General features: G+C 65.9%; 26 protein-coding genes and 1 tRNA gene. 17 read left to right on the top strand and 10 right to left on the bottom strand.

Annotated features, from left to right (window positions below):
* Positions 1 to 37: 37 nt before the first annotated feature.
* Positions 38 to 226 carry a hypothetical protein gene (locus E5X34_RS23520; RefSeq protein WP_292569570.1) on the bottom strand — a complete coding sequence of 63 codons (189 nt, stop codon included), beginning with the start codon at positions 224 to 226 and terminating at the stop codon, positions 38 to 40.
* 213 nt (positions 227 to 439) lie between these two features.
* Here E5X34_RS23520 and rsmI point away from each other — a divergent pair, with 213 nt between their 5' ends.
* Together rsmI and E5X34_RS23530 are read left to right on the top strand one after the other, a co-directional pair.
* Positions 440 to 1,330, top strand: coding sequence for a 16S rRNA (cytidine(1402)-2'-O)-methyltransferase (rsmI, locus tag E5X34_RS23525; protein ID WP_292569574.1), 891 nt, complete (start codon positions 440 to 442; stop codon positions 1,328 to 1,330).
* A gap of 60 nt (positions 1,331 to 1,390) precedes the next feature.
* A complete protein-coding gene (locus tag E5X34_RS23530) occupies positions 1,391 to 1,768 on the top strand; it encodes a YraN family protein (RefSeq protein WP_292569577.1) in 378 nt (125 codons plus the stop codon).
* 234 nt (positions 1,769 to 2,002) lie between these two features.
* On the opposite strand, the gene E5X34_RS23535 is transcribed toward E5X34_RS23530, so the two are convergent.
* Positions 2,003 to 2,809, bottom strand: coding sequence for an undecaprenyl-diphosphate phosphatase (locus tag E5X34_RS23535; RefSeq protein ID WP_292569580.1), 807 nt, complete (start codon positions 2,807 to 2,809; stop codon positions 2,003 to 2,005).
* Between the two features lie 159 nt (positions 2,810 to 2,968).
* Here E5X34_RS23535 and E5X34_RS23540 point away from each other — a divergent pair, with 159 nt between their 5' ends.
* The 11 genes from E5X34_RS23540 to E5X34_RS23590 all read left to right on the top strand — a co-directional run bounded on the left by E5X34_RS23540 (position 2,969) and on the right by E5X34_RS23590 (position 13,788).
* Positions 2,969 to 3,661, top strand: coding sequence for a glutathione S-transferase family protein (locus E5X34_RS23540; RefSeq protein ID WP_042645260.1), 693 nt, complete (start codon positions 2,969 to 2,971; stop codon positions 3,659 to 3,661).
* Positions 3,642 to 4,793 carry a tRNA epoxyqueuosine(34) reductase QueG gene (queG, locus tag E5X34_RS23545; RefSeq protein ID WP_292569582.1) on the top strand — a complete coding sequence of 384 codons (1,152 nt, stop codon included), beginning with the start codon at positions 3,642 to 3,644 and terminating at the stop codon, positions 4,791 to 4,793. Before E5X34_RS23540 ends, queG begins: the two co-directional genes overlap by 20 nt.
* Positions 4,790 to 5,692, top strand: coding sequence for an SDR family oxidoreductase (locus E5X34_RS23550; protein ID WP_292569585.1), 903 nt, complete (start codon positions 4,790 to 4,792; stop codon positions 5,690 to 5,692). The genes queG and E5X34_RS23550 overlap by 4 nt, the downstream gene beginning before the upstream one ends.
* A 90-nt stretch (positions 5,693 to 5,782) precedes the next feature.
* Positions 5,783 to 6,859 carry a penicillin-insensitive murein endopeptidase gene (mepA, locus tag E5X34_RS23555; RefSeq protein ID WP_292569588.1) on the top strand — a complete coding sequence of 359 codons (1,077 nt, stop codon included), beginning with the start codon at positions 5,783 to 5,785 and terminating at the stop codon, positions 6,857 to 6,859.
* Positions 6,860 to 6,947: 88 nt separating this feature from the next.
* Entirely contained in the window at positions 6,948 to 7,967 is a 1,020-nt protein-coding gene (locus E5X34_RS23560; protein WP_292569591.1) for a glucokinase, read from the top strand.
* Between the two features lie 128 nt (positions 7,968 to 8,095).
* Positions 8,096 to 9,961: an ABC transporter ATP-binding protein gene (locus E5X34_RS23565; protein ID WP_292569593.1), complete on the top strand. Its 1,866-nt coding sequence runs from the start codon at positions 8,096 to 8,098 to the stop codon at positions 9,959 to 9,961.
* Complete coding sequence (dapB, locus tag E5X34_RS23570) at positions 9,958 to 10,779, top strand: 4-hydroxy-tetrahydrodipicolinate reductase (RefSeq protein WP_292569596.1); 822 nt, start codon at positions 9,958 to 9,960, stop codon at positions 10,777 to 10,779. Before E5X34_RS23565 ends, dapB begins: the two co-directional genes overlap by 4 nt.
* Before the next feature lie 35 nt (positions 10,780 to 10,814).
* Positions 10,815 to 11,435 carry a 2,3-bisphosphoglycerate-dependent phosphoglycerate mutase gene (locus E5X34_RS23575; RefSeq protein ID WP_126080317.1) on the top strand — a complete coding sequence of 207 codons (621 nt, stop codon included), beginning with the start codon at positions 10,815 to 10,817 and terminating at the stop codon, positions 11,433 to 11,435.
* 118 nt (positions 11,436 to 11,553) lie between these two features.
* Positions 11,554 to 11,638 (top strand) — tRNA-Leu (locus tag E5X34_RS23580).
* 145 nt (positions 11,639 to 11,783) lie between these two features.
* Positions 11,784 to 13,454, top strand: a complete 1,671-nt coding sequence (locus tag E5X34_RS23585) for a cyclic nucleotide-binding domain-containing thioredoxin-disulfide reductase (protein WP_292569599.1) — start codon at positions 11,784 to 11,786, stop codon at positions 13,452 to 13,454.
* A gap of 28 nt (positions 13,455 to 13,482) precedes the next feature.
* Positions 13,483 to 13,788 (top strand): UBP-type zinc finger domain-containing protein, encoded by a 306-nt coding sequence (locus E5X34_RS23590; RefSeq protein ID WP_112128833.1) that lies wholly within the window; start codon positions 13,483 to 13,485, stop codon positions 13,786 to 13,788.
* A 2-nt stretch (positions 13,789 to 13,790) separates the two neighbouring features.
* Here the strand turns inward: E5X34_RS23590 and E5X34_RS23595 are convergent, their stop codons facing one another.
* The 8 genes from E5X34_RS23595 to E5X34_RS23630 form a co-directional block, all read right to left on the bottom strand.
* Complete coding sequence (locus tag E5X34_RS23595; protein ID WP_292569604.1) at positions 13,791 to 14,264, bottom strand: hypothetical protein; 474 nt, start codon at positions 14,262 to 14,264, stop codon at positions 13,791 to 13,793.
* 169 nt (positions 14,265 to 14,433) lie between these two features.
* Positions 14,434 to 14,610, bottom strand: coding sequence for a hypothetical protein (locus E5X34_RS23600; protein WP_128257851.1), 177 nt, complete (start codon positions 14,608 to 14,610; stop codon positions 14,434 to 14,436).
* Positions 14,611 to 14,993: 383 nt separating this feature from the next.
* Positions 14,994 to 15,797 carry an aspartate/glutamate racemase family protein gene (locus E5X34_RS23605; protein WP_292569607.1) on the bottom strand — a complete coding sequence of 268 codons (804 nt, stop codon included), beginning with the start codon at positions 15,795 to 15,797 and terminating at the stop codon, positions 14,994 to 14,996.
* A gap of 42 nt (positions 15,798 to 15,839) precedes the next feature.
* Complete coding sequence (locus E5X34_RS23610) at positions 15,840 to 17,081, bottom strand: D-amino acid dehydrogenase (protein WP_292569610.1); 1,242 nt, start codon at positions 17,079 to 17,081, stop codon at positions 15,840 to 15,842.
* Between the two features lie 128 nt (positions 17,082 to 17,209).
* The gene (locus E5X34_RS23615) at positions 17,210 to 17,932 is read right to left on the bottom strand and encodes a GntR family transcriptional regulator (protein WP_292569613.1); all 723 of its coding nucleotides are present in this window, start codon (positions 17,930 to 17,932) and stop codon (positions 17,210 to 17,212) included.
* Between the two features lie 81 nt (positions 17,933 to 18,013).
* A complete protein-coding gene (locus E5X34_RS23620; RefSeq protein WP_292569616.1) occupies positions 18,014 to 19,183 on the bottom strand; it encodes a PLP-dependent aspartate aminotransferase family protein in 1,170 nt (389 codons plus the stop codon).
* Entirely contained in the window at positions 19,180 to 20,613 is a 1,434-nt protein-coding gene (locus E5X34_RS23625) for a pyridoxal-phosphate dependent enzyme (RefSeq protein ID WP_292569619.1), read from the bottom strand. Before E5X34_RS23625 ends, E5X34_RS23620 begins: the two co-directional genes overlap by 4 nt.
* A gap of 251 nt (positions 20,614 to 20,864) precedes the next feature.
* The gene (locus E5X34_RS23630) at positions 20,865 to 22,205 is read right to left on the bottom strand and encodes an FAD/NAD(P)-binding protein (RefSeq protein WP_292569622.1); all 1,341 of its coding nucleotides are present in this window, start codon (positions 22,203 to 22,205) and stop codon (positions 20,865 to 20,867) included.
* Between the two features lie 652 nt (positions 22,206 to 22,857).
* On the opposite strand from E5X34_RS23630, the gene tauA reads away from it, so the two are divergent.
* From tauA to E5X34_RS23650, 4 genes are all read left to right on the top strand, one after another.
* Positions 22,858 to 23,874 carry a taurine ABC transporter substrate-binding protein gene (gene tauA, locus E5X34_RS23635; RefSeq protein WP_292569625.1) on the top strand — a complete coding sequence of 339 codons (1,017 nt, stop codon included), beginning with the start codon at positions 22,858 to 22,860 and terminating at the stop codon, positions 23,872 to 23,874.
* A 162-nt stretch (positions 23,875 to 24,036) separates the two neighbouring features.
* Complete coding sequence (locus E5X34_RS23640; protein ID WP_292569628.1) at positions 24,037 to 24,810, top strand: taurine ABC transporter ATP-binding protein; 774 nt, start codon at positions 24,037 to 24,039, stop codon at positions 24,808 to 24,810.
* Positions 24,807 to 25,667: an ABC transporter permease subunit gene (locus tag E5X34_RS23645; RefSeq protein ID WP_292569630.1), complete on the top strand. Its 861-nt coding sequence runs from the start codon at positions 24,807 to 24,809 to the stop codon at positions 25,665 to 25,667. The genes E5X34_RS23640 and E5X34_RS23645 overlap by 4 nt, the downstream gene beginning before the upstream one ends.
* 23 nt (positions 25,668 to 25,690) lie before the next feature.
* Positions 25,691 to 25,876, top strand: coding sequence for a hypothetical protein (locus E5X34_RS23650; RefSeq protein WP_292569633.1), 186 nt, complete (start codon positions 25,691 to 25,693; stop codon positions 25,874 to 25,876).
* Positions 25,877 to 26,008 lie beyond the last annotated feature (132 nt).

The following is a 26,008-nucleotide window of genomic DNA, read 5'->3' on the forward strand; positions in this document are numbered from 1 at the left end:
ATGACGAAGCGCGAGATGGCGAACGTTGCTGGTTGTTCTAAGCGTCGTGCTTCTGGCGGTGCTTGCCGCGGTGCTTCTCGCCATGCGCGTCATCGGGGCGGTCAGGCTTCGCATCGGCCTTGTCGCGACGTGCGCCGCTCTGGGCGGCGATGGGGTGTGGAGGGATGCCCTCGCGGGCGGCCTTGCTTTCAAGTCGGCTGATGAAGATGTCGAAGCGACTGGGCATCGTCCGGTCCTGCCTCCTCCCGGGGAATCAGGGGTTAAATTCGCCGCTGTGGGTTTCGTTCCGCACTGTGGCAAAGGCATGGCGATTTCCTTGACCCGACCTCACGTTTTGCAACAGGCCGTCAGCCATGCCAAAGAGACTTTGTTCTTTCGCAATTCCGGACGGAAAACCGCTACGCACTTTTCCTGGAATTGCTTGGACGGAGGGTTATCCTTGACCGACGACAGAAGCAGCTACCTGATCGGACAGACCGAGATCGCGGCGCGGCCGCTCTCGCCGGCGCTCTATCTGGTGGCGACGCCGATCGGCAATCTGGCTGATATCACGCTGCGCGCGCTGGAGACGCTGGCCGCCGCCGATATCGTCGCCTGCGAGGACACGCGCGTCTCGCGCGTGCTGCTCGAACGCTACGGCATCCGCCGCCGCACCACCGCCTATCACGAGCACAATGCGCAAGAGGCCGGGCCGAAACTGATCGAGGCGCTGGCGGCCGGGCAAAGCGTGGCGCTGATCTCCGACGCCGGCACGCCGCTGGTCTCCGATCCCGGCTACCGGCTGGTCGGCGAGGCGCTGGAGCAGGGCATCCGCGTGGTGCCGATTCCAGGACCTTCGGCCGCGCTTGCCGCGCTGACGGCGTCGGGCCTGCCCTCCGACGCCTTCCTGTTCGCCGGCTTCCTGCCTGTGAAGACCGGGCAGCGGCTGGCCAAGCTGGAAACCTTCAAGGCGGTGCCGGCAACGCTGATTTTCTTCGAGTCGCCCAGACGGCTGGCCGAGACGCTTGCCGCCATGGTCGAGGCACTGGGGGGCGCGCGGAAGGCCGCGATCGGGCGCGAGCTGACCAAGGCTTTCGAAGAGATGCGCACCGGCACGCTGGCCGAGCTGGCCGGCCACTATGCCGCCGCCGACACGCCGAAGGGCGAGATCGTCATCTGCGTCGGCCCGCCTGAAGCAGCGGAAGAGCAGCCGGCCGACATCGACCGGCTGCTGTTGTCGCTGGCGGCCGAGATGCCGGCCTCGAAGGCGGCGTCGGAGGCGGCGAAGATGACCGGCGGCCAGAAACAGGCGCTCTACCGGCGGCTCTTGGAGCTCAAGAACGGACCATGATCCCAAAAAGTGGAAGCCGGTTTTTGGATAAGATCATCGTCGAGCAAAAAGGAGCCGACGGTGGCTGAGCGCACGGTCGGCCATCGCCGCAAGGCCTATCGGCGCGGTCATCGCGGCGAATGGCTGGCGGCGCTGGCGCTGATGCTGAAAGGCTACCGCATCCTTGCCCGCCGCCATCGCACAAGGCTCGGCGAGATCGACCTGATCGCCCGGCGCGGCGATCTCGTGCTGTTCGTCGAGGTCAAGGCGCGCCGCACGCTGATAGAGGCGATGGAAGCGATCGGCCATGAATCGGAGCGCCGCATCGAGGGCGCCGCGGATCTGTGGCTGTCGCGCCAGCCGGATTACGGGCGGCTTTCGCTGCGTTTCGACATGGTGGCGGTGCTGCCCTGGCGCTGGCCGGTGCATGTCGAGAACGCGTTTTATGGGAGGGATTGAGCGCCTGCTCAATGGCGATAGGCTGGCGGGACAGCGCCCCCCTCTGGCCTGCCGGCCATCTCCCCCACGAGGGGGGAGATCAGATGTCGCTCTCGCTTTCGCCAATCGCCAACGTTGCAAGAAGTGGTGCCGACGGCAGAACTACCAATCTCCCCCCTCGTGGGGGAGATGCCCGGCAGGGCAGAGGGGGGGCGCGAAGGAACTCGGCCTTATCTCAATGAGCGGTCCTGCCGCTCACCCCCAAACCATCAGCGCCGCCAGCCCCGCCACCCCGACCGCAAGCCGCCACCAGCCGAACAGCGCGTAGCCGTTCTTCGAGACGTAATCGAGCAGGAAGCGCACGACGATCAACGCGGCGGCGAAGGCGGCGATGAAGCCGACGGAAATGACCGGCAGGTCGGCCGAAGTCAGCACGTTGCGGTTCTTGAACAGGTCGAAGGCGAAGGCGCCGACCATCGTGGGCATGGCGAGGAAGAAGGAGAACTCCGCCGCCGCGCGCTTGTCGACGCCCATCAGCAGCGCGCCGACGATGGTCGAGCCGGAGCGCGAGGTGCCGGGGATCAGCGACAAGCACTGGAACAGGCCGATCTTGAGATAGACGCTCAACGGGAAGCGCTCGACGTCGTGATGCACCGGCTTGAAGTTGATGCGGTCGACGACGAGCAGCACCACGCCGCCAATGATCAGCATGCTGCAGATCAGTTTTGGCGATTCGAACAGATAGTTTTTGATGAAGTCGTGACCCACCGCGCCGATGACCGCCGCCGGCAGGAAGGCAATCAGGATGCCGATGACGAAATGCCTGGTCTGCGGGTCGCTGGGCAGCTTGACCAGCATCTGCCAGAGCTTGCCGAAATAGACACTCAAAATGGCCAGGATCGCGCCGAGCTGGATCAGGATCTCGAAGGCCTTGCCGGTGGAGTGGAAGCCGAGGAAATGGCCGGCAAGCAGGATGTGGCCGGTCGAGGACACCGGGATGAACTCGGTCAGGCCCTCCAAAAGCCCAAGCAGCAGCGCTTCGACGATGGTCTGGCTTTCCATGGCAACCTCAGGATTTCGGGGATAGCTGGGACAACGGCTTGCTTGTCACGGCGCGGAAGTCCCCCTATAGGTCGCAACACCGTGACGGCCGCATGACGGGCCGCCAAGACTTACCGGTGCAGGTATCGATTCGCCAGTGCGCCCTATCATCGCGGAACCATGCTGACGCTTTTCCATCATCCCATGTTCGCCACCTGCCGGTTCGTGCGTCTCGCCTTTGGCGAGTATGGCGAGGAGCTGGCGCTGATCGAGGAAAAGCCGTGGACGCGGCGCAAGGAGTTCCTGGCGCTGAACCCGGCCGGCACGCTGCCGATCCTGCTCGCCGAAGGCGACGTGCCGATCGTCGGCGCCATGGTGATTGCCGAATATCTCGACGAGACGCGCGGGGTGCTGAAGCGCGACAAAAGGCTGTTCGCCGAGGATCCGATGCAGCGCGCCGAAATCCGCCGGCTGACCGACTGGTATCTGGCGAAGGCCGAGAGCGAAGTCACCCGCCATCTGGTGCGCGAGCGCGTGCTGAAGCCGGTGATGCCGGAAACAGCCGGCGGCGGCTCGCCCGATTCGGCGGCGATCCGGGCCGCCCGCGCCAACATCCGCCAGCACATGAAATACACCAATTGGCTGGCCGGCACGCGCCATTGGCTGGCCGGCAACAAGGTGACCTATGCCGACCTCGCGGCGGCGGCGACGCTGTCGGTGCTCGACTATCTCGGCGAGATCGACTGGCGCGAACACAGCGCCGCGCGCGAATGGTACACGCGGGTGAAATCGCGGCCGTCGTTCCGGCCGCTGCTCTCCGACCGGGTGCGCGGCCTGTCGCCGGTATCGCATTATGCGGACCTCGACTTCTGAAACCTTACGCACGCTGATCGACGCGGAGGCGCGCCGCGCCGGCTTCGAGGCGGTCGCCGTGACGCGGCCGGACGCGATCCCGCTGGCGCCCGCACGCTTGGCCGAATTCGTCGCTGACGGTTTCCACGGCTCGATGGACTGGATCGCCGAGACGCTTCAACGCCGCGCCGAGCCATCGACGCTATGGCCGGAGGTGCGCTCGATCATCGTGCTGGCGATGAACTACGGCCCCGACCATGATCCGCGCGATATCCTCCAAAAACCCGACCGCGGCGCGATCTCGGTCTATGCGCAGAACCGCGACTATCACGACGTGATGAAGGGCCGGCTGAAGGAGATCGCCGGCAAGATCGTTGCAAAGGCCGGCGGCGACGTAAAGGTGTTCGTCGACACCGCGCCGGTCATGGAAAAACCGCTGGCGGAAGCCGCGGGGCTCGGCTGGCAGGGCAAGCACACCAACCTGGTCAGCCGCGCGCATGGCTCGTGGCTGTTCCTCGGCACGATCTTCACCACGGCTGAGCTTGAGCCGGACCAGGCCGAGATCGACCATTGCGGCTCCTGCCGCGCCTGCCTCGACGCCTGCCCGACCGATGCTTTCCCGGCCCCCTACCGGCTCGACGCGCGGCGCTGCATCTCCTACCTCACCATCGAGAACAAAGGGCCGATCCCGCGTGAATTCCGCGACAAGATCGGCAACCGCATCTATGGCTGCGACGATTGCCTGGCCGCCTGCCCATGGAACAAATTCGCCAGCGCGGCCTCGGAGGCGAAGCTTGCCGCGCGTAACGATCTGCGCGAACCCAAGCTTTCGGACCTGCTCGCGCTCGACGATGCGGCGTTCCGCGCGTTCTTCTCTGGCTCGCCGGTCAAGCGCATCGGCCGCGACCGTTTTGTGCGCAACGTACTGATCGCCGCGGGCAATTCGGGCGACGCGTCGTTAGCGCACACTGTGCGTCACCTGCTCGACGACGTCTCGCCGCTGGTGCGGGGTGCGGCAATCTGGGCCCTGTCGCGATTGCTTGCCGATCGCGAATTTGGCGAGCTTGCCGCCACGGCTTCGAGGACCGAAATCGATGCGGCGGTTCGCGAAGAATGGCTGGCGGGCTTGGCATCCGCAGAGGTTCATCGATGAGCGAAAGACGCTTCTTCATCTTTGGCGCCGGCTATTCCGGCAAGGCTTTCGCGCGGGCCTACGGGCAGCGCGCGGCGATCTGCGGCACGACCCGGGCGCCGGAAAAGTTCGAGGCGCTGCGGTCGGCCGGTATCGAGCCGCTGCAATTCGACGGCGCGCTGTCGCCCGAGCTCGGCGATGCGCTCGCCAAAACCACGCATCTCATCGTCTCCGTCGCTCCCGACGAGGCCGGCGACCCGGTGCTGAACGCCGCCGGCGATGCGCTGCGGCAAGCGATGCCGGCGCTGGAATGGGTCGGCTATTTGTCCACCGTGGGCGTCTATGGCGACCATGGCGGCGCCTGGGTGGACGAGACCAGCGACTGCCGGCCGGTGTCGAAGCGCTCGGTGATGCGGGTGGCGGCCGAACAGGAATGGCTGAGGCTTGGCCGCGAGATCGGAAAGCCAGTCGCGGTGCTGCGGCTTTCCGGAATCTACGGGCCCGGCCGCAATGCGCTGGCCAATCTCGAGGAGGGCACGGCGCGGCGGCTGGTCAAGCCGGGGCAGGTGTTCAACCGCATCCATTGCGACGACATCGCCGGCGCGCTGTGGCTGCTCGCCGGCGGCAATCTCGGCGGCATCTTCAATGTTACCGACGACGAGCCGGCGCCGCCGCAGGATGTCGTGGCCTACGCCGCCCGGCTCATGGGCGTCGCGCCGCCGCCGGAAATTCCCTTCGAGACCGCCCAACTTTCGCCCATGGCGCGGTCTTTCTATGGCGAGAACAAGCGTGTCGCCAACAAGGCGATCAAGGCGGCCGGCTATCGCTTCCGGTTCCCGAACTACCGGGTGGCGCTGGAGCGGATGTGGGCCGAGGGCAGCTGGCGGGGCGGAGAGCCGCGCAGCCCGATGAGGCGCTGAAGATCGATGCGGGACGCTGGGCGTGGTATGATTCGTTCCTGTTCGCCTCACCGTGCCGCAGACGGATAGACTGGAGAGGGATCCGGCCTGATGAATTTGCGATCGCTGCCCGACAGGAGGCCGTTCCTGACCGCCGCGCTGGCGCTGGTGACCTTGGCCGCGCTGGCGGCGGCCGCGATTTCGGCCGAACCGCGCGCCAAGGACCTGTTCGGCGCCAAGAAACTGCCGGCGGTCGTGCCCGCCCAATCCTTCGGCTTCTACTCCAAAGGCTGCTTCGCCGGCGGCGTCGCCTTGCCGATGGAAGGCCCGACCTGGGAAGTGATGCGTCCCTCGCGCAACCGGCGCTGGGGCCATCCGGCCATGATCGCGCTGATCGAGAAACTCTCGCGCGACGCGGCAGCCGATGGCTGGCCGGGGCTTCTGGTCGGCGACATCTCGCAGCCGCGCGGCGGACCGATGATGACCGGCCATGCCTCGCATCAGATCGGGCTCGACGCCGACATCTGGCTGACGCCGATGCCGAAGCGGCCGCTGACCATAGCCCAGCGCGAATCGATGAGCGCCACGCTGATGGTCGACGAGAAGACGCATCTGGTGAAGGACGCGCTGTGGACGCCGGCGCACACAAGGCTGCTCAAGCGCGCCGCGAGCTATCCGGAAGTCGAGCGCATCCTGGTCAATCCCGGCATCAAGAAGGAGCTTTGCGACACCGTCACCGGCGACCGTTCCTGGCTGCGCAAGATCCGGCCGTTCTGGGGCCATGACTATCACTTCCATATGCGCATCGGCTGCCAGCCGGGCTCGCCGGGCTGCAAGGGGCAGGAGGCGACGCCCGCGGATGACGGCTGCGGCAAGCCGCTGGCCTGGTGGTTCACCGAGGAGCCGTGGCGACCCAACAAGAATCCCGATGCGCCCAAGGCCCGCGACCTGATGACGATGGCCAATCTGCCGAAAGAGTGCCAGGCGGTGCTCGCCGCGACGGATGCGCCGTCGCTGGCCGCCGTGACCTACCAGGGCGGCAGCGCCGCCGCGGTCGCCGTAGCCGAACCGCAGCCGACCGAGCCGGTGGAGACGATTTCCAGCGGCACGCTCCCGGCCCAGGCGAGCGCTTTCGCGCCGACGCCGAAGATCGGCATTCCGCTGCCAAGGCCTAGACCGGGAAACTGACGCCGAAGCGGGCTTTCCCTTTCCGGGGTCATGCGCTAGTCAATCGATTGAACGGCGCAGTGGCGCCGCAACGAGGACGATCAAGAGCATGGCAGGCGAAGACGAGAAGGGGCTGCGGTTTCCGGTCCTGATCGGCGACATTGGCGGCACCAATGCGCGCTTCTCGATCGTGCTCGACGCCAATTCCGAGGCGACTGAGCCGCATATCGTCCAGACCGCCAACTTCAAGACCATCGACGACGCGATCCAGGCGGCGGTGCTCGACCGCTCGTCCATCCAGCCGAACTCGGCGGTGCTGGCGATCGCCGGACCGGTCGACGGCGACGAGATTCCGCTCACCAACTGCCCCTGGGTCGTGAAACCCCGGCAGATGATCGCCAATCTCGGCCTGAGCGAGGTCGTGGTGCTCAACGATTTCGAGGCGCAGGCCTTGGCGGTGGTGGCGCTCGGCGAAGAGCATATGGAAAAGATCGGCGGCGGCGCGCCGGAGCCCAATGCGAGCCGCGTCGTGCTCGGCCCCGGCACGGGCCTTGGCGTCGCCGGGCTGATCTATGCGCTCGACCACTGGATCCCGGTGCCGGGCGAGGGCGGGCATATGGATATCGGCCCGCGCACGCCGCGCGACTTCGAGGTGTTCCCGAACATCGACAAGCTCGAAGGCCGCATCTCCGGCGAGCAGATCCTGTGCGGGCGCGGGCTGGTCAATGTCTATCGCGCCGTGGCCAAGGCCGATGCCCGGACGGCGCCCTTCACCACGCCGGCCGAGATCACCGCGGCGGCGCTTGCGAAATCCGACCCGGTGGCCGAGGAGGCGCTGGAACTGTTCGTCACCTGCCTCGGGCGCACGGCTGGCGACCTGGCGCTGGTGTTCATGGGCCGGGGCGGTGTGTTCCTCACCGGCGGCATCGCGCAGAAGATCGTGCCGGCGCTGAAGGCCGGCAATTTCCGCGCCGCCTTCGAGGACAAGGCGCCGCACAGCGCGCTGATGCGCGAAATGCCGGTCTATGTCATCACCCATCCGCTGGCGGCGCTGCTCGGCCTTGCCGCCTATGCCAGGACACCGTCGCTGTTCGGCGTCAATACGGCGGGGCGGCACTGGCGGGCCTGATCCCGCCCGGATTCGGGCTGGCGATCGGCCGGCTCGACGAAGTTTCGCCATAGGCAAGCTGTAGCCAGGGCGATAAGAGGGGTGCCGGAACGCAGCCTGTCCGACGAAAACTACGAAGCGCCCCTGATTTGACCGTTCAAACTTCCCTTAAACTGAAAGTCCAGCCCACCGAGGTCAGCGCGGTGCTGCGCCGCATCCTGGCCGAAAACGGCAAGGAATATCGCTGGACCTATGTCGTTGCCGTCGCCTGCCTGCTGATTGTTTCCGGCACCACCGCCTTCACGGCGTGGATCATGGCGCCGATGATCAACCAGATCTTCTACGAACGGCGCAGCGATATGATCGTGTGGATCTGCGCCGGTTTCATGGGAGCCTCCGTGCTGCGCGGCTTCGCCGGCTACGGTCAGGCGGTGGCGTTGGCGAGGATCGGCAACAATCTGGTCGCCCGCTACCAGAAGCGCAGCTTCGACCATTTGATGAAGCTCGGCGTCGACTTTTTCAACGAGACCCGTTCCGGCCGGCTGGCGGCTCAGGTGAACGAGAATGTCGGCGGCATCCGCGATCTGCTGTCGCTGACGCTGACCTCCATCAGCCGTGACGCGGTCTCGCTCGTCGCACTCGTCGGCGTGATGATCTACCAGGATCCGGTGTTGTCGCTGAGCTCGCTGCTGATCGGACCGCCGCTGATCTGGGCCGTCGTCTACATCACCCGCCGCCTGCGCAAGATCAACCGCGAATCCGTGCTGATCAACTCGCGGCTGAACGGCTCGGTCCAGGAGGCGACGCAAGGCATCGCCATCGTCAAGGCCTTCACCCTGGAGGACGAGCTGGCGCGCCGCATCGGCATCATGGCCGACACGGCCGAGCAGCGTAACAACAAGATCGCCCGCGTCGCGGAGCGGCTGTCGCCGATTTCCGAGATCCTGGGCGGCCTCGCGGTTACCGCCGTGCTTGCCTATTCCGGCTATCGGGCGCTGGTGCTCGGGCAGCCGCCGGGCGCGGTGTTCTCCTTCATCACCGCGCTGATCCTGGCCTACGACCCGGCGCGGCGCCTGGCGCGCACGCAGGTCGGCATGGAACGTGCCCTGGTCAACGCGCGCATGATCTACGAGCTGCTCGACCTCGAGCCGAAGCAGGGCGACGCGCCCGACGCGGTCGAGGCGAAGGTCACCACCGGCGAGGTGCGCTTCAACAATGTGACCTTCGGCTACAACGCCGACATGCCGGTGCTGCGGGATCTGAGCTTCACCGCCGCGGCCGGCAAGGTGACGGCCATCGTCGGCGCCTCGGGCGCCGGCAAGTCGACACTGGTGGCGCTGCTGCAGCGCTTCTACGACGTCGACAAGGGCTCGATCGAGGTCGACGGCCAGGACATCGCCAAGGTGACCAAGCATTCGCTGCGCCAATCGATCGCCTATGTCGCGCAGGCGCCCTACCTGTTCGAGGGCACGATCCGCGACAACATCCGCTTCGGCCGGCTGTCGGCCACCGATGCCGAGATCGAGCAGGCGGCGAAACTGGCCGCCGCCGACGAGTTCATCCGCCAGCAGCCGCAAGGCTACGACACGCCGGTCGGCGAAGGCGGCTCGACGCTGTCGGGCGGCCAGCGCCAGCGCGTGTCGATTGCGCGCGCCATCGTGCGCCAAGCGCCGATCCTGCTGCTCGACGAGGCGACCTCGGCGCTCGACAACGAGGCGGAGGCGCGGGTCCAGGAGGCGCTGACCCATGTCATGGAAGGCCGCACGACGATCGTGATCGCGCACCGGCTGTCGACGGTGGTCAATGCCGACCATATCATCGTGCTGGAAGAGGGCAGGCTGGTCGAGGAAGGCACGCATGCGACGCTGATGGCCGACCCGCACGGCATCTATGCCCGTTTCCATCGAATCCAGGGCAAGAAGGGGCTGGGGCTTGTCGATGACGCCAACGCAAGCCAGACTTCGGCCCCGGCGCCGCGCAGCCGCGCCAAGAAAACCATCAGGAGAAGCGCATGAGTGAAGCCGGCGATATGGGCCTGGTCGTGGTGGGCGCCGCCGGCCGCATGGGCCAGACGCTGATCCGCGCGATCCACAGCATGCCCGGCGCGCGCGTCGCCGGCGCGGTCGAGCGGCCAGACTCCCCCCATCTCGGCAAGGATGCCGGCGAGCTAGCCGGCATCGGCATCATCAACGTGCCGATCGTCGACGATCCGCTGCCGGCCTTCGCCAAGGCCGACGGCGTGCTCGATTTCACCGCGCCGGCGGCAAGCGTCGAATTCGCCGGCTATGCCGCGCAGGCGCGCATCGTCCATGTCATCGGCACCACCGGCTGCTCGGCCGAGGACAATGCCAGGATCGCTGCCGCCGCGCGCCATGCGACGATCGTCAAATCCGGCAATATGAGCCTCGGCGTCAACCTTTTGGCGGTGCTGGTCGAGCAGGCCGCGAAGGCCCTCGACCCGGAGGATTTCGACATCGAGATCCTGGAAATGCACCACCGCCACAAGGTCGACGCGCCGTCCGGCACGGCGCTGCTGCTCGGCGATGCGGCGGCCAAGGGGCGCGGCATCGATCTCGCCGACAACAGCGTGCGGGTGCGCGACGGCCATACCGGGGTGCGCAAGGCGGGCTCGATCGGCTTCGCCACGCTGCGCGGCGGCTCCGTCGTCGGCGACCACAGCGTCATCCTTGCCGGCACCGGCGAGCGCATCACGCTCTCGCACCATGCCGAGGACCGGGCGATCTTCGCCCGCGGCGCGGTCAAGGCGGCGCTCTGGGCGCGCGGCAAGAAGCCCGGACTTTATTCCATGCGGGACGTGCTCGGCCTGAGCTGAGGCGTCTCATCCCATAAAATTCCAAAGGAGCAAACATGTCGGGAACTCTCGTGCTCGTGCGCCACGGCCAGAGCGAATGGAACCTGAAGAACCTGTTCACCGGCTGGCGTGATGTCGGCCTGACCGAGCAGGGCACCGCCGAAGCACTGGCCGCCGGCGAGAAGCTCAAGGCGCGCGGCCTGAAATTCGACATCGCCTACACCTCGGCGCTGCAGCGGGCGCAGAAGACCTGCCAGCTGATCCTCGACGTCGTCGGCCAGAGCGAGCTCAAGACCATCCGCGACCAGGCGCTGAACGAGCGCGACTATGGCGACCTCTCCGGCCTCAACAAGGACGATGCGCGCAAGAAATGGGGCGAGGAGCAGGTGCATATCTGGCGCCGCTCCTACGACATCGCGCCGCCCGGCGGCGAAAGCCTGAAGGACACCGGTGCGCGCGTGTGGCCCTATTACCTGCACGAGGTGCAGCCGCACGTGCTGCGCGGCGAGACGGTGCTGGTCGCCGCGCATGGCAACTCGCTGCGCGCGCTGATCATGGCGCTGGACGGCAAGAGCGGCGAGGAGATCGTCAAGCTCGAGCTCGGCACCGGCGTGCCGGTGATCTACAAGCTCAACGCCGATTCCACCGTGGCCAAGAAGGAAGTGCTGGAGGGGTGAGCTTCCTTCTCCCCGCACGGGGTGAAGGTGCCCGAAGGGCGGATGAGGGGCGGCGTCAACGCTGGTGAAAAAAGCGCGTTGACACACATCGTTTGCCCGCTTACATGAGCGCCCACCAGCCCAGATGGCGGAATTGGTAGACGCGCACGGTTCAGGTCCGTGTTCCGCAAGGAGTGGAGGTTCGAGTCCTCTTCTGGGCACCAAATTCTCGTTTTGAGCCTCCGTGGTTCGAGAACGCAAAGAAGAAGCCCGGTTCGTCCGGGCTTTCTTTTTGAGCCAACCTCCCCTTCCGGCCAGTCCCCCAACAAAGCGCTTCAAACCAGCCGCTCCGGACGTTACGGTCTCATCATGGCCCCTTCCGTCAGCCCGACCATTGCCGCCCGCCGCGACCAGATGTTCCCGATCCTCTCGGATGCGGATATCGAGCGCATGCGGCGCTTCGGCGAGGCGCGCTCCTATGCCGCCGGAGATCATATCGTGACGGCCGGAACGGTTTCGCCAGGCGTGATCCTCATCCTGTCGGGCAAGGTCGACATCACACAGGCCGGCGGGCTCGGCCGGCCTGAGCCGATCGTCACGCATGGCGCCGGCAATTTCATCGGCGAGCTGGCGCAGCTGTCGAACCGGCCGTCGCTGGTCAATGCCGAGGCCGTCGAGCCGGTCGAGGCCATCGTCATCCCCTCGCAGCGGCTGCGCGACCTGATGGTGCAGGAGGCCAATCTCGGCGAGCGCGTCATGCGGGCGCTGATCCTGCGCCGCGTCGGCCTGCTTGAAAGCGGCGCCAGCGGGCCGGTCGTCATCGGTCCTCCGGGCAATGGCGACGTGCTGCGGCTGCAAGGGTTTCTGCGGCGCAGCGGGCTTCCCCATCGTGCGCTCGATTCCGACACCGACCCTTGCGCCAAAACGCTGATCGAACGCTTCCATGTCGATCCGCACCATCTGCCGATCGTGCTCTGCCCGAACGGCAAGCTGATGCACAATCCGGGCGAGAACGAGCTTGCCCGCTGCGTCGGCCTGCTGCGGCCGATCGATGGCGACAAGGTCTATGACGTAGCGATCGTCGGCGCCGGGCCGGCGGGGCTGGCGGCGGCCGTCTATGCGGCTTCCGAAGGGCTGTCGACGATCGTTCTCGACTGCCGCGCCTTCGGCGGACAGGCCGGCGCCTCGGCCCGCATCGAGAACTATCTCGGCTTCCCGACCGGCATCACCGGCATGGCGCTGATGGCGCGCGCCTACAACCAGGCGCAGAAATTCGGCGTCGAGATGGTGATCCCCGACGAGGCGAAGCTGCTCGACGACGCCGGCGACGGCGCCCGCTACAGGCTTGCCATCGGCGATGGCGAGAGCGTGCGCTCACGCGCGGTGGTGATCGCCAGCGGCGCGCGCTACCGCCGCCTCGACATCGCCAATTTGGCGCAGTTCGAGGGGACGTCGGTGCATTACTGGGCCTCGCCGATCGAGGCCAGGCTTTGCCAGAGCCAGGAGGTGGCGCTGGTCGGCGCCGGCAATTCGGCCGGACAGGCGGCCGTCTATCTGGCGAGCCAGGTGCGCAAGGTGACGCTCCTGGCGCGCCGCGACAACCTCGACGCCACCATGTCTCGCTATCTGGTCGAGCGCATCAAGGCGCAGCCCAACATAGAGGTGCTGACGCAGACCGAAGTCGTGGCGCTGGAGGGCACCGAGGGCAATCTCGAGCGGCTGCGCTGGCGCAACCGGATCACCGGCGAGGAGAAGGAGCGCGCCATCCACCACCTCTTCCTGTTCATCGGCGCCGATCCGAACACCGACTGGCTGGCGAATTGCAATGTGGCGCTGGATGCGAAGGGTTTCGTGCGGACCGGACCGGACACGACGCCGGGGCACGGGCTGATGGAGACCAGCCGCAGCGGCGTCTTCGCCATTGGCGACGTGCGCTGCGGCTCGACCAAGCGCGTCGCGGCCGCCGTCGGCGAGGGCGCGCAGGTGGTCGCGGCCCTGCATGCCTATCTGGCGCGGAACGGCGCCGCCGCCAACGAATAAATCAGCCCGAACCGGCCAGGAGACCGTGATGGACGAATGCAGGCACACCAGGGACATCAAGAAGGTCACGCCGAGCGCGTTGGGCTGCGAGGAATGCCTGAAGAGCGGATCCTGGTGGGTGCATCTGAGGCTCTGCCGGACCTGCGGCCATGTCGGCTGCTGCGACGACTCGCCCAACCGCCACGCGACGAAGCATTTCCACGCCACGCAGCATCCGATTATCGAAGGCTACGACCCGCCGGAAGGCTGGGCCTGGTGCTTTGTCGACGAGGTTTTCGTCGACCTCGAGGGCGATACGACGCCGCAAAACGGCCCGATCCCGAAGTTTGTCTGAGGTTACGCCTGCTCCAACGGCCTCCTGTTCACCAATACGGTGCGTACACGTCCAAAGGCAATCCAGTAGACGAGCCCAGCCACCGCCCCGACCGCGACGGTCGACCAATCAATATGGTTGCCGCCGAAAGGGATCAGCATGTCCACCTCAGCGGCCGCTGCAACGGCCGCGCCCGCGCCGGCCAATGCGTGCGGGACCGGCCCGGTCAATCCGATAAAGCGTAAGGCGAGGATCAGGGGAACTGCCGGGATGGCCGCAAACATTCCGATCAGGAAGGAAAGGCATGGCGCGGCAAAAACGTACACAACAAGCGTAAAGAGCCAGGCAAGAACATTGGCATCGAGCCCTTTCACTTGAGACGACGTCAATATCGGGTGAACCGTAAGCAGAAAACCGGCGGCAAGGCTCGCCAGCAAATAGGCGACCAGAAAGGAATGGGCGGAAAGTCGCTGATCGTCGGACCAAACGCGTTTCAAAGCTTTGCCTTCCGAGCCTGCCTGATCCTCGTATCATATCATGTAAGCGCGAAGGGCGGTGCCCGCCAAGTCGGCTCGCTAGTCATGCTTAAACAAACGGTCCAACGGATGCGCGCCAGACGATCCGCGACGCTGGCACGTTACTCAACGTCTGCCGACAGGAATCAGCTTAGCGGACCGAACCCGTCACGGTCGGATCGACGGCATCAGGCACGGATTTGCGCTCGTTGCCGGCGAAGATGCCGATGAGGAGCAGGCTGAGCACGACCGGCACAAACAGGATGGCGACGCGGGCCTGCACGTAGAATATGGCGCGCCATTCATTTCGCTTTTCGTCGTTCATCATGCTCGCTCTGTCTGCGCCTCCCCAGGGCGGGACATAGAGACGAAGCGTTAAACATCTCCTTCCGATTCGGTTAACGGGCGGAGGAAAGCAAATGTCGTCCCTCGCTACCTGAGGCCAATCGCCCATGGCAGCGCTGGCCCCCGCTCCGTCTCGGCGCTGCGCGCCGATCCACCGTGCCGGGGCGAGCCACGGGTCTCGCCCGTCCTTCGGACCCCCACTTTGTGGGGGCGAGGAAACGCTAATCGCCGAGCGCGCCGACCTCCGCAGGCTTGGGTTCCTCGCCCCGCCAGAGGCGGGGAGAGGTGGCTCGGCAAAGCCGAGACGGAGAGGGGAGCGCCCTGTGCGACTACCCGCCGGATGCGCTTCCTATCCCTGCAAGCCAATCAAACAGCCGGCAGCGCGAACAGCCTGCCACCCGCCGGCACCACGTCGTCGATTCCGGCGAGGCGCAGGCAGTGCCAGGCCATGGCGTGGTTGGAGGAGGTGACGGGGATGCCGATGCGGCGCTCCAGATCGGCGACCGCCTCGGCGACGCGCAGGCTGGTGCAGGAGATGAAGATCGCGTCGACGCCGGGCACCTCAGCCATGCGTTCGGCCGCCGCCTCGATGGAAGCCAGCGAGATGCGGGCGGCCTCGCGGTCGTCGCGGCGGTCGAAGGTGGCGACGGCGGCGATGTCGAGCCCGCGGCCGGTGAAATAGCGCACCAGGCCCTGGTTGATCTCGGGCGCATAAGGCGTCAGCAGCCCGATGCCTTTCGCGCCGAGCGCCTTGAAGGCGGCCAGCGCGCCGGTGACCGGTGTGGTGCAGGCGACGCCCGGCCGCGCCTTCCTGATCTCGGCGAAGACGGCTTCCTCGCCAAGCGTCATGGTGGCCGAAGTGCAGCCGAAACCGACGACGTCGAGCGGAATGCTGGGCAGGATGAGATCAACGGTCGGCGCGATACGCGGGCCGATGGCGCGCAAAGTGTCCGGCGTGATGTCGTTGTCGTTGAAGAGGCGCGCTTCGTAGAAGGCGACGCCCGGAATTCGCACCAGCGCGCGGAACTCGTGCTCCAGCGTCTGGTCGGTGGCGAGGATCGCGAGGCCGATCGCCGCGCGCGAGGCGAGGCCGCCATCGATCTGCGATGGTAGTACGCCCAGATCGACCGGTCCTGACGACTGAGGGCGGGTAGCGGCGCTGACGGACATGGCGTTCCCTTTCTTGTTGTCGATCCCGTGCGGGCCGAACGTTCAGTTCAAAAGGCCTTCCATGGAAACAGAAGGCTTGCGGCCGGCGATCAGGTCGGCGGTGATGCGGGCCGAGCCATGTGACATGGTCCAGCCGATATGGCCGTGCCCGGTGTTGAGGTAGAGGTTGCCCAGGCGCCGCTGGCCGAATTCGGGCAGGTTGTTAGGCGTCATTGGCCTGAGCCCCGCCCACATCTCGGCGCGGTCGTAATCGGCGCCTTCGGGATAAAGCTCCTCGGTCACGCCCTTCATGAAGGCGAAATCGGCCGGCTTGTGGCTGGTGTCGTAGCCGGCAAATTCGGCGGTGGCGGTGACGCGCAGCCGGTCGCCGAAGCGCGAGACGGCGACCAGATTGTGCTCGTCGATCGCGGCGATGGTCGGCGGCGCCGGGCGGTTGCCGACCGGGATGGTCAGCGAGTAGCCCTTGACCGGGTAGATCGGCAGGCTGAGCCCCACAGTCTTGGCGATCAGCGGGCTGTAGGAGCCGAGCGCCAGCACATAGGCGTCGCCCTTGACCGCGCCCTTGTCGGTCATCACCTCCGCGACGCCGTCGCCAGATGTCTCGATGCCGGTGATGGTGGTGCCGGTGCGGATCTCGCCGCCGCGCTCGACCACCTTGGCGGCCAGCGCGCGGGTGAACTTCGCCGGGTCGCCGGTCTCGTCGGTCGGGCAATGGATGCCGCCGGCGATTTTATCCTTGGCCGACGCCAGCGACGGATCGAGCGCGACGATGGCGTCGCGGTCGAGCACCTTGATCAGCTGGCCGTCAGATTCCAGCAGCTTCATATGCTCGACGCCTTTGTCGAGCGCCTGCTGGCTGCGATAGAAGTAAAGGATGCCGCGATCGTTGCGGTCGTAGTCGATGGCCTCGTCGGCGACGACCTCTTGCAGCACGGATTGCGAGTAGACGGCGAGGCGATGCTTGAGCAGCGTGTTGCGCCTCGCCTTCTCGGCCGTGCATTCCATCAGGAACAGCCACGACCAGCTGTAGAGCCTCGGATCGGCCGACAGCTTGAAGCGCAGCGCCTGATCCTTCAGCACCAGTGATTTCAACAGGATCATCGGCGCCCTGGGCGAAGACCAGACGAAGGAATGTCCTGGCGCGATCATGCCGGCATTGCCCCAGCTGGTCTCGGCCGCGACCTGTTGCTGGCGCTCGAGGATGACAACCTCGTGCCCGTCCTTCTGCAGCTGGTAAGCGGTGGTGACGCCGACCACGCCGCCACCCAAGACGATCACGCGCATCACGCCTCCGGAGATCGCAAGTGAGTACACTTTAGAATCTATCGCGAGATCCGCAAGGGGCAGGCTGCGAAATGGCCGTCTTTTGAGATGCCGTCGGGATGGACGCCAAGGTTTTCCGCGAAAGCTCTTTACGCGGCGGTTTCCGGAAAAAGCCGCGCCAAGCCGCGCGCGGCCACTTCGATGGCGTGCTCAGAGCTCAGCGTGATGTGCTTTTCGAGCAGGCTCGCTCCGCCCGCGGCGTCGCGGCGGCGCAGGGCGCGAATGATCGCCTCATGCTCCCGATAGGTGCGTTCGCGACGCGATGAAGACTCCAGGTCGATGCACCTGAAGAAACGGATACGCGAGCAGAGACCTTCGAGCGCGCTTATCATCTGCGCATTCTTCGACAATCGCGTCAGGCCCATGTGGAAGCTCTCGTCGGCGACGGCGATCTTCGCCCATGAGCCCTCGTCTTCCAGGTTGCTGTGTCTTGTCCAGATCCCGGCCGCCGTCTCGATCTCCGCAGCGGTCGCCCGCTCGCAGGCAAGCACGAAGGCGGCACGCTCGATCGCCGCGCGAAGCTCGTAGAGATCGCGCACCGCTTCCGGCGTCAGCTCGCGGGCGAAAAAGCCCTTGTTCGGCACGGAGGTGACAAACCCATCGCGCTCCAGCCGATTGAGCGCGGCGCGCACCGGCGTGCGGCTGACCGCCAGCTCGGCGGCGAGCTCGACCTCGTTGATCCGCTCGCCCGGCCGGAAACGATAGTCGATCGCGAAGTCCTTGATCCGGGCATAGACACGCTCGACGCTGTCGGCCGCGCGGACGGCGCGCGTAGTCGCCGATTTTTCGCCAACGCTGCGTCCTCGTGTCATCAGTCCTATCCCGGCGCCACCGGACAATCGGCGGGCGCTTCCATGATACGTCCTGAAATCGCGAAGTGCACTCAGTTGCGCTCAGTGCCCCAGCGCCTGCTCCAGATCGGCGACCAGATCATCGCCGTCCTCGATGCCGCAGGACAGCCGCACCAGCGAATCGGTGATGCCGATGGCGCCGCGTTTCTCCGCCGGGATCGAGCCGTGCGTCATCAGCGCCGGATGCTCGATCAGGCTTTCGACGCCGCCGAGGCTTTCGGCCAGCGTGAAAAGCTGGGTGCGTTCGAGGAAGCGTTTCGTTCCCGCCAGGTCGCGGTCGAGGTCGACCGAGATCATGCCGCCGAAGGCGTGCATCTGCTGGACGGCGATGGAATGCTGCGGGTGGCTGGCGAGGCCGGGATAGATGACGCGGCGGACATCTTTTCGCGTTTCCAGCCATTGCGCTATTTTCAGGCCATTGGCCGAGTGGCGCTCCATCCTCAGCGCCAGGGTTTTTATGCCGCGCAGCGCCAGAAAACTGTCGAAGGGGCCGGAGATGGCACCGATGGCGTTCTGCAGGAATTTCAGCTGGTCGGCGAGATCCTTGTTGTCGCCGACGATCGCCACGCCGCCGACCATGTCGGAATGGCCGTTCAAATATTTCGTCGTCGAGTGCACCACGATGTCGATGCCGAGCTCCAGCGGGCGCTGGATATAGGGGCTGCAAAAAGTATTGTCGGCAACGGTAAGCAGACCCTTACGCTTGGCAAGCGCCGCGAGAGCTTCGAGATCAACGATGCGCAGCAGCGGATTGGTTGGCGTCTCGACCCAAAGCAGCTTCGTGTCCGGCCGGATCGCGGCTTCGACCGCGGCAAAGTCGGTGAAGTCGGCGAAGCTGACCTGCAGCCCGGCCGAGCGCTTGCGAACCCGCTCCATCAGCCGGAACGAGCCGCCATAGATGTCGTCGGTGGCGACGATATGGGCGCCGGCATCGAGCAACTCGAGCACCGTGCCGATCGCCGCAAGGCCGGAGGCGAAGGCGAAAGCCCTGGTGCCGCTTTCAAGATCGGCGACCGCGCGTTCGAAGGCAAAGCGCGTCGGGTTCTGGCTGCGGGCATATTCAAAGCCCTTGTGCACGCCGGGCGACTGCTGGCCATAGGTGGAGGTGGCGTAGATCGGCACCATCACCGCGCCGGTCAGCGGGTCGTGGCTCTGGCCGCCATGGATGGTGCGGGTGGAAAAGGCCAGGCGGTTCTTGCCGTTCGAAGTCATTTTGCGCGGCGCCTCAGATGGTTGATCAGGTCGATACGGGTTATCAGACCGATGAACTCCTCGCCATCGAAGACAATGGCGACTTCGTTGCGGTCGAAGACAGGCAGCAGCGCATCGAGCGTCTGGTTGGCCTGCAGCGTGTGCAGGTTCGACGTCATGGCCGTGCGCACCGGCGCGTTGAAACGGTCCCAGCGGCCGTCATAGGGGCCGTCGACCTTGGCCAGGATGTCGCTTTCGTCGACGATGCCGACCAGCTTGCCTTGATCCAGAACCGGCAATTGCGAGACGTCGGAACGGCGCATGCGGCCATAGGCATTTAGCAGGCTTTCCTCCGGGCCGACCCAGACGGTGTCGCCGGTGCGGTGCGAACGCATGACGAGGTCGCGCAGATCGCCATGCTGCTCCTGCTCGGCAAGGCCCTGCTCGGCCAGCCAGAAATCGTCGAAGACTTTCGACAGGTACTTGTTGCCGCTGTCGCAGACGAAGGTCACGACGCGCTTGGGTGCCGTCTGCTCGCGGCAATAACGAAGTGCGGCCGACAACAGTGTGCCCGAGGACGAACCGGCGAGGATGCCTTCCTTGGACAAGAGATCGCGCACCGCCAGCATGCTCTGCTTGTCGGGGATGGAATAGGCCTTCTTCACCAGCGACAGATCGGCGTTGGGCGGCACGAAATCCTCGCCGATGCCCTCGACCGTCCAGCTGCCCGCCTCCTCCATCTTGCCGGTCTTGATCAGCGGCGCCAGCACCGAGCCGACCGGATCGGCGAGCACCATCTCGGTCTTGGGCGAATGTTTCGCGAAAAAGCGGCCGAGCCCGGTGAGCGTCCCGCCGGAGCCGACGCCGACCACCACCGCGTCGACGTCGCCGTCGAGCTGCCAAAAGATTTCCGGCCCGGTCGTCGTCTCATGCGCCAGCGGATTGGCTGGATTGGCGAACTGGTTGGCATAGAAGGCGCCGGGCAGCTCGGAAGCGATCTTCTCGGCCATGTCCTGGTAATATTCGGGGTGGCCCTTGCCGACATCGGAGCGCGTCATGCGCACCTCGGCGCCGAGCGCGCGCAGATGCTGGATCTTCTCGCGCGACATCTTGTCGGGCACGACCAGGATGATGCGGTAGCCTTTCGGAATGCCCACCTGGGCGAGGCCGAGGCCGGTGTTGCCGGCGGTGGCCTCGACGATGGTGCCGCCGCGCCTCAACTTGCCCGCCTTCTCGGCGGCGGCGATCATCGACAGTGCGATGCGGTCCTTGATCGAGCCGCCGGGATTCTGGCTTTCGAGCTTGATGAACAGCCGGCATTTGCCGGTGTCGAATTTGGTCAGCTCGACGATCGGCGTCTGGCCGATCAGGTCGAGCACCGAAGCGTAAGGCGGCCGAAGCCTCGACAGGTTGGCGTCCGCGCCGCCGGGCGCTTTTGTCTGCTCGCTCATCTTGAGTGCTCCATCGAAGCAGTTCGAGGCGGATGTCGGCAATCTCGTGCGGGAGCCCGCGGAAATCCATTCCGGCTTCGCGGAGCGCGCGCCCTGTCTTTTCCAGCCCTTTTCATCCGGAAAGAAGATAGATCGTGCCAATCCGGCGGCGAGTGGAGGAATGGAATTTCACGGAGGACGCTCTATCGCCTCTCCTGTGGAAGTTGGTGGGACAGAGGGGGCGCCGTAGAGTGCCGACCTCAGCAGAAATTTCACCCCAGCAGCTGCTTGCTCAGCTTCGCGCATTGCACGCGGATGTCCGGGATGGCGTCGATCTCGAAGAAGGTGCCGCGCGTCAGCGGGCCGACGGCGAGCAGCTTCGACGACACCGTGCCGTCGGCCGCGATCAGCTCGCATTTGGCGGTGACGTCGAGACCGAGGCGCAGCGGATCGGGGCGCGCCACGCCGCGCTCGATCAACGAGCGCACCACGCCGTTCGAGGTCCTCGAAATGTCGCGGGCGATGCCCATGCAGTCATAGAGCCGGGCGACCTCCAGGGTCTCGATAGCCTGCGTGCCGCGCGGCTGGATTTTTACGGTGAAGCCGCCGTTCGCCTCGACATTCACGACCCTGCCGGCGACGAGGCGGACGCGGCCTGACCCGACCGCCTCGGTGACGCGCGCGTAGACTTCCGGCGCCATGCGGTGGCGGTGGATGTCCCACCAGGCCTTGGTGTGCTCGACGAAGCGGCGCTTGGCCGAGGACGGCCAGTTCTGCCAGATCGTCTGGTTGAAGGGCCGCAACCCATCGACCACGTCGCGCCAGTCGCCGCCGGCCTTCTGGGTCTCGCGGATCAGGTTGCGGAACCAGCCGACGAAATAGGAAAGCTCCGTGCCGAGCGGGATGTCGGCGATATCGAGCTTGATCGGGTTGCCCTTGCGATGCGGCGACGGCAGCAGGCCGCGCCGCGATACCGCGACGATCGGGCCGCGATGGCCGCGCTGTTCCAGCGACAGGAAGGCGTCGACCATGCTCAAGCCTGTGCCGAGCAGCAGGACACCGGCTTGCGGATCGAGTGCGGTGTCGGCCTCCGTGCCCATGCGGATGGCGTGGCCCTGGAAGGCGCCGGGCTGCTCGTCGTGGCCGGTGGCAAGCACGGCCAGATGGCCAACGACGCTGGTGCCGTTGGCGAGCACCACCTCGACGCCAGCCGGCGTCGGCGAGATAGACAGGCTCTCCTCGGCAACCAGCCGCAACCGGCCGGTCTCGCGCTCACGTTCCACCAGATCGTCGAGCAGCTCCTTCAGATAGCGCGCATAGAGGCTGCGCGGCGCGTAGAATGGCCCCTGGTCGGGTTTGGCGAAGCCGTGCTCCAGCACCCAGCGCGCGAAATGGGTGGGGTCGTCGGCATAGGCGCTCATCCCGGAGGCCTTTACGTTGAGCACATGCGCCGACAGGAGAGTGGAATAAGCCATGCCCTGGCCGAAATGCGGACGCTTCTCGATCAGCGTGACGCGCAGATCGGAGTTTGACGACATCAGCAGATGCGCGGCCAGCACCACGCCGCTTGCGCCGCCGCCGACAATGATGATGGAGTTGCCGCGTCCAACCATGGTTGCGAGCCGGTTTTTGTTCGAGCGATCAGCGTGCGGCGAGCGCCGCGGGCGGGCTGAGCCGCAAGCCACGAACGATCGCCGGAACGGTTTTCAGAAGGTCGCGCATCGTTCTCTCACTCCCAATGTTGATAAGATTACTATACTAAGAGGGCTGGGCACGAAATCATGGTTCCAATTCACCTGCCCTTTGAAGCATGGATTTGCCGCGACGGGGTGACAGGAGAATTTTCGTTCGCTGGGCCGATCACCCCTGGCGCTTGGCTACGCCATCCCTTTCGGTCGTCATTCCAGGGCGGAGCAAGGAGCGAAGCGACGCGCGCAGACCCTGGAATCCATGCCGTGACATCGAGGCGATGCCACGGCGCAAAACCATCTGCTGTTGTGCCCAGTCTTTATTCTGCACCGTGCTACCTATCATGGATGTAACGGCATGGATCCTAGGGCCTCCGCTTCGCTTCGCCCTAGGATGACGAAGGCGCGGCGCACCAAACCCTCTCCGCGACCGTTCCTTTGCGCCCGTTCCGCCGGTACCCGGCGACACTTTTCCAACAAAGCGCCCTTCCTTGGAAGGATTTAACTCTACAAACCTGATAGAGTTAACGGACGATAGAAAGGCAATCCAGTTTTCAGGGGTTTATGGAGCCTTTCAATGTCAATCCTTTCACGACGCATTCTGTTGCTTTCGCTGGCCGCCGCTCTTGCCGGCGCCGCCCTGCTCGGCCCGGCCAGCGCCGAGGATCTCAAGATCACCATCGGCTATCAGACGGTGGTCGAGCCTTCGAAAGTGCCGCAGGCCGACGGCGCCTATGAAAAAGCGACCAAGGCCGCGATCGACTGGCGCAAGTTCGATTCCGGCGCCGATGTCATCGCCGCGATCGCTTCCGGCTCGGTCGATATCGGCTATGTCGGCTCGAGCCCGCTGGCGGCGGCCGCCAGCCGCGATCTGCCGATCCAGACCATCTTCGTCGTCGGCCTTATCGGCCCGTCGGAAGCGCTGGTCGCCCGCAATGGCTCCGGCATCGAGAAGGTCGCCGACCTTGCCGGCAAGAAGGTCGCCGTGCCGTTCGTCTCGACCACGCATTACAGCCTGCTCGCGGCGCTGAAGCATGAGAATGTCGATCCGAAGTCCGTGCAGATCCTCAATCTGCGACCGCCGGAGATCGCCGCCGCCTTCGCGCGCGGCGACATCGACGCGGCCTATGTCTGGGACCCGGCGCTCGGCCAGGTGAAGACCACCGGCAAGGTGGTGCTGGACTCCTCGCAGGTGGCCGCCTGGGGCGCGCCGACCTTCGACGCCTGGATCGTGCGCACCGATTTCGCCGAAAAGCACCCCGAAGCCGTGCGCGACTTCGTCAAGGTGACCGGCGAGGCCTATGCCAAGTTCCTCGCCAAGCCGGAGGCCTGGTCGGTGTCCTCGCCGGAAGCCGGCAAGATCGCCAAGCTCACCGGCGCCAAGCTGGAAGAGGTGCCGGAACTGCTCAAGGGCTATGTCTTCCCGTCGCTCGAAGAACAGGCTTCGGACAAGTTCCTCGGCGGCGCGACCGTGAAGGCCGTCGCGGCGACGTCCGCATTCCTCAAGGAGCAAGGCAAGATCGACGCCGTGCTGCCCGACTATTCGAAATATGTGACGGCCAAATATGCCAGCGAGGCGCTTGCCTCGAACTGAGCCTTCTCCACGCAATCTCCGGAAGGATGACCGCCTTTCCGGGGATTGTTCGGAAGCGCGGCCTCCTTCCCTGGCCTTGCGCTTGCCTGTCCCGGAGCCGCTTACGAGGCGCGGCTTCGGGCAGGCCTTAGGATCCAACGCCTTGATGCAGCAGAGGCCAGAATGACGCATCTCACCCTCGACAAGGTCAGCGTCCATTATGACGGCCAGCCGGCCCCGGCGGTCGAGCGTGTTTCGCTCGACATTGCGAAGGGCGATTTCGTCGTGCTGGTCGGCCGATCCGGCTGCGGCAAGACCTCGCTGCTCAACGTCGCCGCCGGCCTGGTCGAGCCCGCGGGCGGCCTGGCCACGGTGGACGGCCGGCCGATCACCGGGCCCGGCTCCGATCGCGCCGTTGTCTTCCAGAACGATGCGCTGTTCCCCTGGCTGACGGCGCGGGAAAATGTCGCTTTCGCGCTCAGGCTGCGTGGCGTATCCGCCGACAAAAGGGCGCGCCGCGCCGACGAGCTGCTGTCGCTGGTCAAGCTCGGCGACGCCGGCGACAAGCGCATCTGGGAGCTTTCCGGCGGCATGCGCCAGCGCGTCGGCCTTGCCCGGGCGCTCGCCGCCGAACCCGAATTCCTTCTGCTCGACGAGCCGCTCGGCGCGCTTGACGCGCTGACGCGCGAGCGCATGCAGACGACGTTGCTCGACCTGTGGGCGGCAGCCCAGGTCGGCGTGCTGATGGTGACGCATGGCATCGAGGAGGCGCTGGTGCTCGCCACCCGCATTGTCGTGCTGGCGCCGGGACCCGGCCATGTGGTGCGGACATTCGAAACCCATTTCGGCCGCCGCTACGCCGCCGGCGAGCCGATCCGGGCGATCAAGGCGGATCCCGCCTTTGCTGCGGCCCGCGCTGAGCTGACCGATGCGATCTTCGAGGGAGAAGCGGCATGAGCGTGAGCACCTATAGCGAAAGGCCCGCCGCGAAGGCCGGCGAGACCGACGGGCTTTCCGTGCCGTGGTCCCGGCCGCGACCGAAACGTGCGGTCGTCTCGGCCAGGCTGGTCAGCGCGATCACTATCCTGGTGCTGCTTACCGCCTGGACGGCGGCGTCCTTGCTGCAGCTGGTGTCGCCGGTCTTCCTGCCCTCGCCCGCCGCGGTCTGGGCAAAGATCGTCGTCGTCGCCCGCGACGGCTTCGTCGACGCGACATTGCTCCAGCACATCGTCGCGTCCCTTTGGCGCGTATTCGCGGCGCTGGTCGCGGCAATCCTCGTCGGCGTCCCGGTCGGCCTTGCCATCGGCATCAGCCGGATCGGGCGCGGCGTGTTCGACCCGCTGCTCGAATTCCTGCGGCCGATACCGCCGCTCGCCTATCTGCCGCTGATCATCATCTGGTTCGGCATCGGCGAGCCGTCGAAGATCCTGGTGATCGCCATCGCCATGCTGGCGCCGGTGGCGCTGTCGACCGCCGCCGGCGTGCGCGGCGTTTCGCGCGAGCGCGTCGACGCGGCGCGTTCGCTCGGCGCCACGCGCGCCCAGGTCATCCGCCACGTGATCCTGCCCAGCGCCCTGCCTTCGATCCTCACCGGCTTGCGCATCGCGCTCGGCGCCGGTTGGTCGACGCTGGTCGCAGCCGAGCTGGTCGCGGCGACGCGCGGGCTCGGCTTCATGATCCAGTCGGCGGCGCAGTTCCTGGTCACCGACGTGGTGGTGATGGGCATACTGGTGATCGCGATCATCGCTTTTGCCCTGGAATTCATCATCCGCCGGATCGAGCGGGTCCTGGTGCCCTGGGCGGGGCGGGAATGAACGAAAGCGAAGGAGCAGGACTTGTGACCCATTCCACCGCGGTGCTGTTCGCGCATGTCGGTGCCTGGCTGTTGCGTCTGCCGCCGAGCGACAAACAGCGGGCAGACGAACCGAAATCGCCGACGCCGGTGCTGCTTGCCGGCGACCGCGATCGCCTACCGCCCCGCGACGAGAGCTTCTACTGGGCCTGGCAGTACTGGTCGCAATGATCGGACCGCAGGGGCGCTCCTTGTTCGAATTGGAGCGCTCTATGATTTCGAAGCCGATTTGAGAAAATGATTCCGACTTGCGCCCCGAACTCGCAAGGTCTTTTCTCTACTAGCTTTATAGATTTACCTAGC

The sequence above is a fragment of the Mesorhizobium sp. genome, assembly GCF_004963255.1.
In the GTDB taxonomy this organism is placed as follows: domain Bacteria; phylum Pseudomonadota; class Alphaproteobacteria; order Rhizobiales; family Rhizobiaceae; genus Mesorhizobium.

Excerpts from the sequence above, each read along its gene's own strand:
- E5X34_RS23640 (WP_292569628.1), top strand. The coding sequence starts at position 24,037 with ATGACGCATCTCACCCTCGACAAGGTCAGCGTCCATTATGACGGCCAG.
- E5X34_RS23615 (WP_292569613.1), bottom strand. The coding sequence starts at position 17,932 with ATGACACGAGGACGCAGCGTTGGCGAAAAATCGGCGACTACGCGCGCC.
- E5X34_RS23645 (WP_292569630.1), top strand. The coding sequence starts at position 24,807 with ATGAGCGTGAGCACCTATAGCGAAAGGCCCGCCGCGAAGGCCGGCGAG.
- E5X34_RS23610 (WP_292569610.1), bottom strand. The coding sequence starts at position 17,081 with ATGCGCGTGATCGTCTTGGGTGGCGGCGTGGTCGGCGTCACCACCGCT.
- E5X34_RS23560 (WP_292569591.1), top strand. The coding sequence starts at position 6,948 with ATGGCAGGCGAAGACGAGAAGGGGCTGCGGTTTCCGGTCCTGATCGGC.
- E5X34_RS23535 (WP_292569580.1), bottom strand. The coding sequence starts at position 2,809 with ATGGAAAGCCAGACCATCGTCGAAGCGCTGCTGCTTGGGCTTTTGGAG.
- E5X34_RS23605 (WP_292569607.1), bottom strand. The coding sequence starts at position 15,797 with ATGTCCGTCAGCGCCGCTACCCGCCCTCAGTCGTCAGGACCGGTCGAT.
- E5X34_RS23625 (WP_292569619.1), bottom strand. The coding sequence starts at position 20,613 with ATGAGCGAGCAGACAAAAGCGCCCGGCGGCGCGGACGCCAACCTGTCG.
- E5X34_RS23630 (WP_292569622.1), bottom strand. The coding sequence starts at position 22,205 with ATGGTTGGACGCGGCAACTCCATCATCATTGTCGGCGGCGGCGCAAGC.
- E5X34_RS23590 (WP_112128833.1), top strand. The coding sequence starts at position 13,483 with ATGGACGAATGCAGGCACACCAGGGACATCAAGAAGGTCACGCCGAGC.
- E5X34_RS23585 (WP_292569599.1), top strand. The coding sequence starts at position 11,784 with ATGGCCCCTTCCGTCAGCCCGACCATTGCCGCCCGCCGCGACCAGATG.
- E5X34_RS23600 (WP_128257851.1), bottom strand. The coding sequence starts at position 14,610 with ATGATGAACGACGAAAAGCGAAATGAATGGCGCGCCATATTCTACGTG.
- E5X34_RS23620 (WP_292569616.1), bottom strand. The coding sequence starts at position 19,183 with ATGACTTCGAACGGCAAGAACCGCCTGGCCTTTTCCACCCGCACCATC.
- dapB (WP_292569596.1), top strand. The coding sequence starts at position 9,958 with ATGAGTGAAGCCGGCGATATGGGCCTGGTCGTGGTGGGCGCCGCCGGC.
- tauA (WP_292569625.1), top strand. The coding sequence starts at position 22,858 with ATGTCAATCCTTTCACGACGCATTCTGTTGCTTTCGCTGGCCGCCGCT.
- E5X34_RS23575 (WP_126080317.1), top strand. The coding sequence starts at position 10,815 with ATGTCGGGAACTCTCGTGCTCGTGCGCCACGGCCAGAGCGAATGGAAC.
- mepA (WP_292569588.1), top strand. The coding sequence starts at position 5,783 with ATGAATTTGCGATCGCTGCCCGACAGGAGGCCGTTCCTGACCGCCGCG.
- E5X34_RS23540 (WP_042645260.1), top strand. The coding sequence starts at position 2,969 with ATGCTGACGCTTTTCCATCATCCCATGTTCGCCACCTGCCGGTTCGTG.
- E5X34_RS23550 (WP_292569585.1), top strand. The coding sequence starts at position 4,790 with ATGAGCGAAAGACGCTTCTTCATCTTTGGCGCCGGCTATTCCGGCAAG.
- E5X34_RS23520 (WP_292569570.1), bottom strand. The coding sequence starts at position 226 with ATGCCCAGTCGCTTCGACATCTTCATCAGCCGACTTGAAAGCAAGGCC.
- queG (WP_292569582.1), top strand. The coding sequence starts at position 3,642 with ATGCGGACCTCGACTTCTGAAACCTTACGCACGCTGATCGACGCGGAG.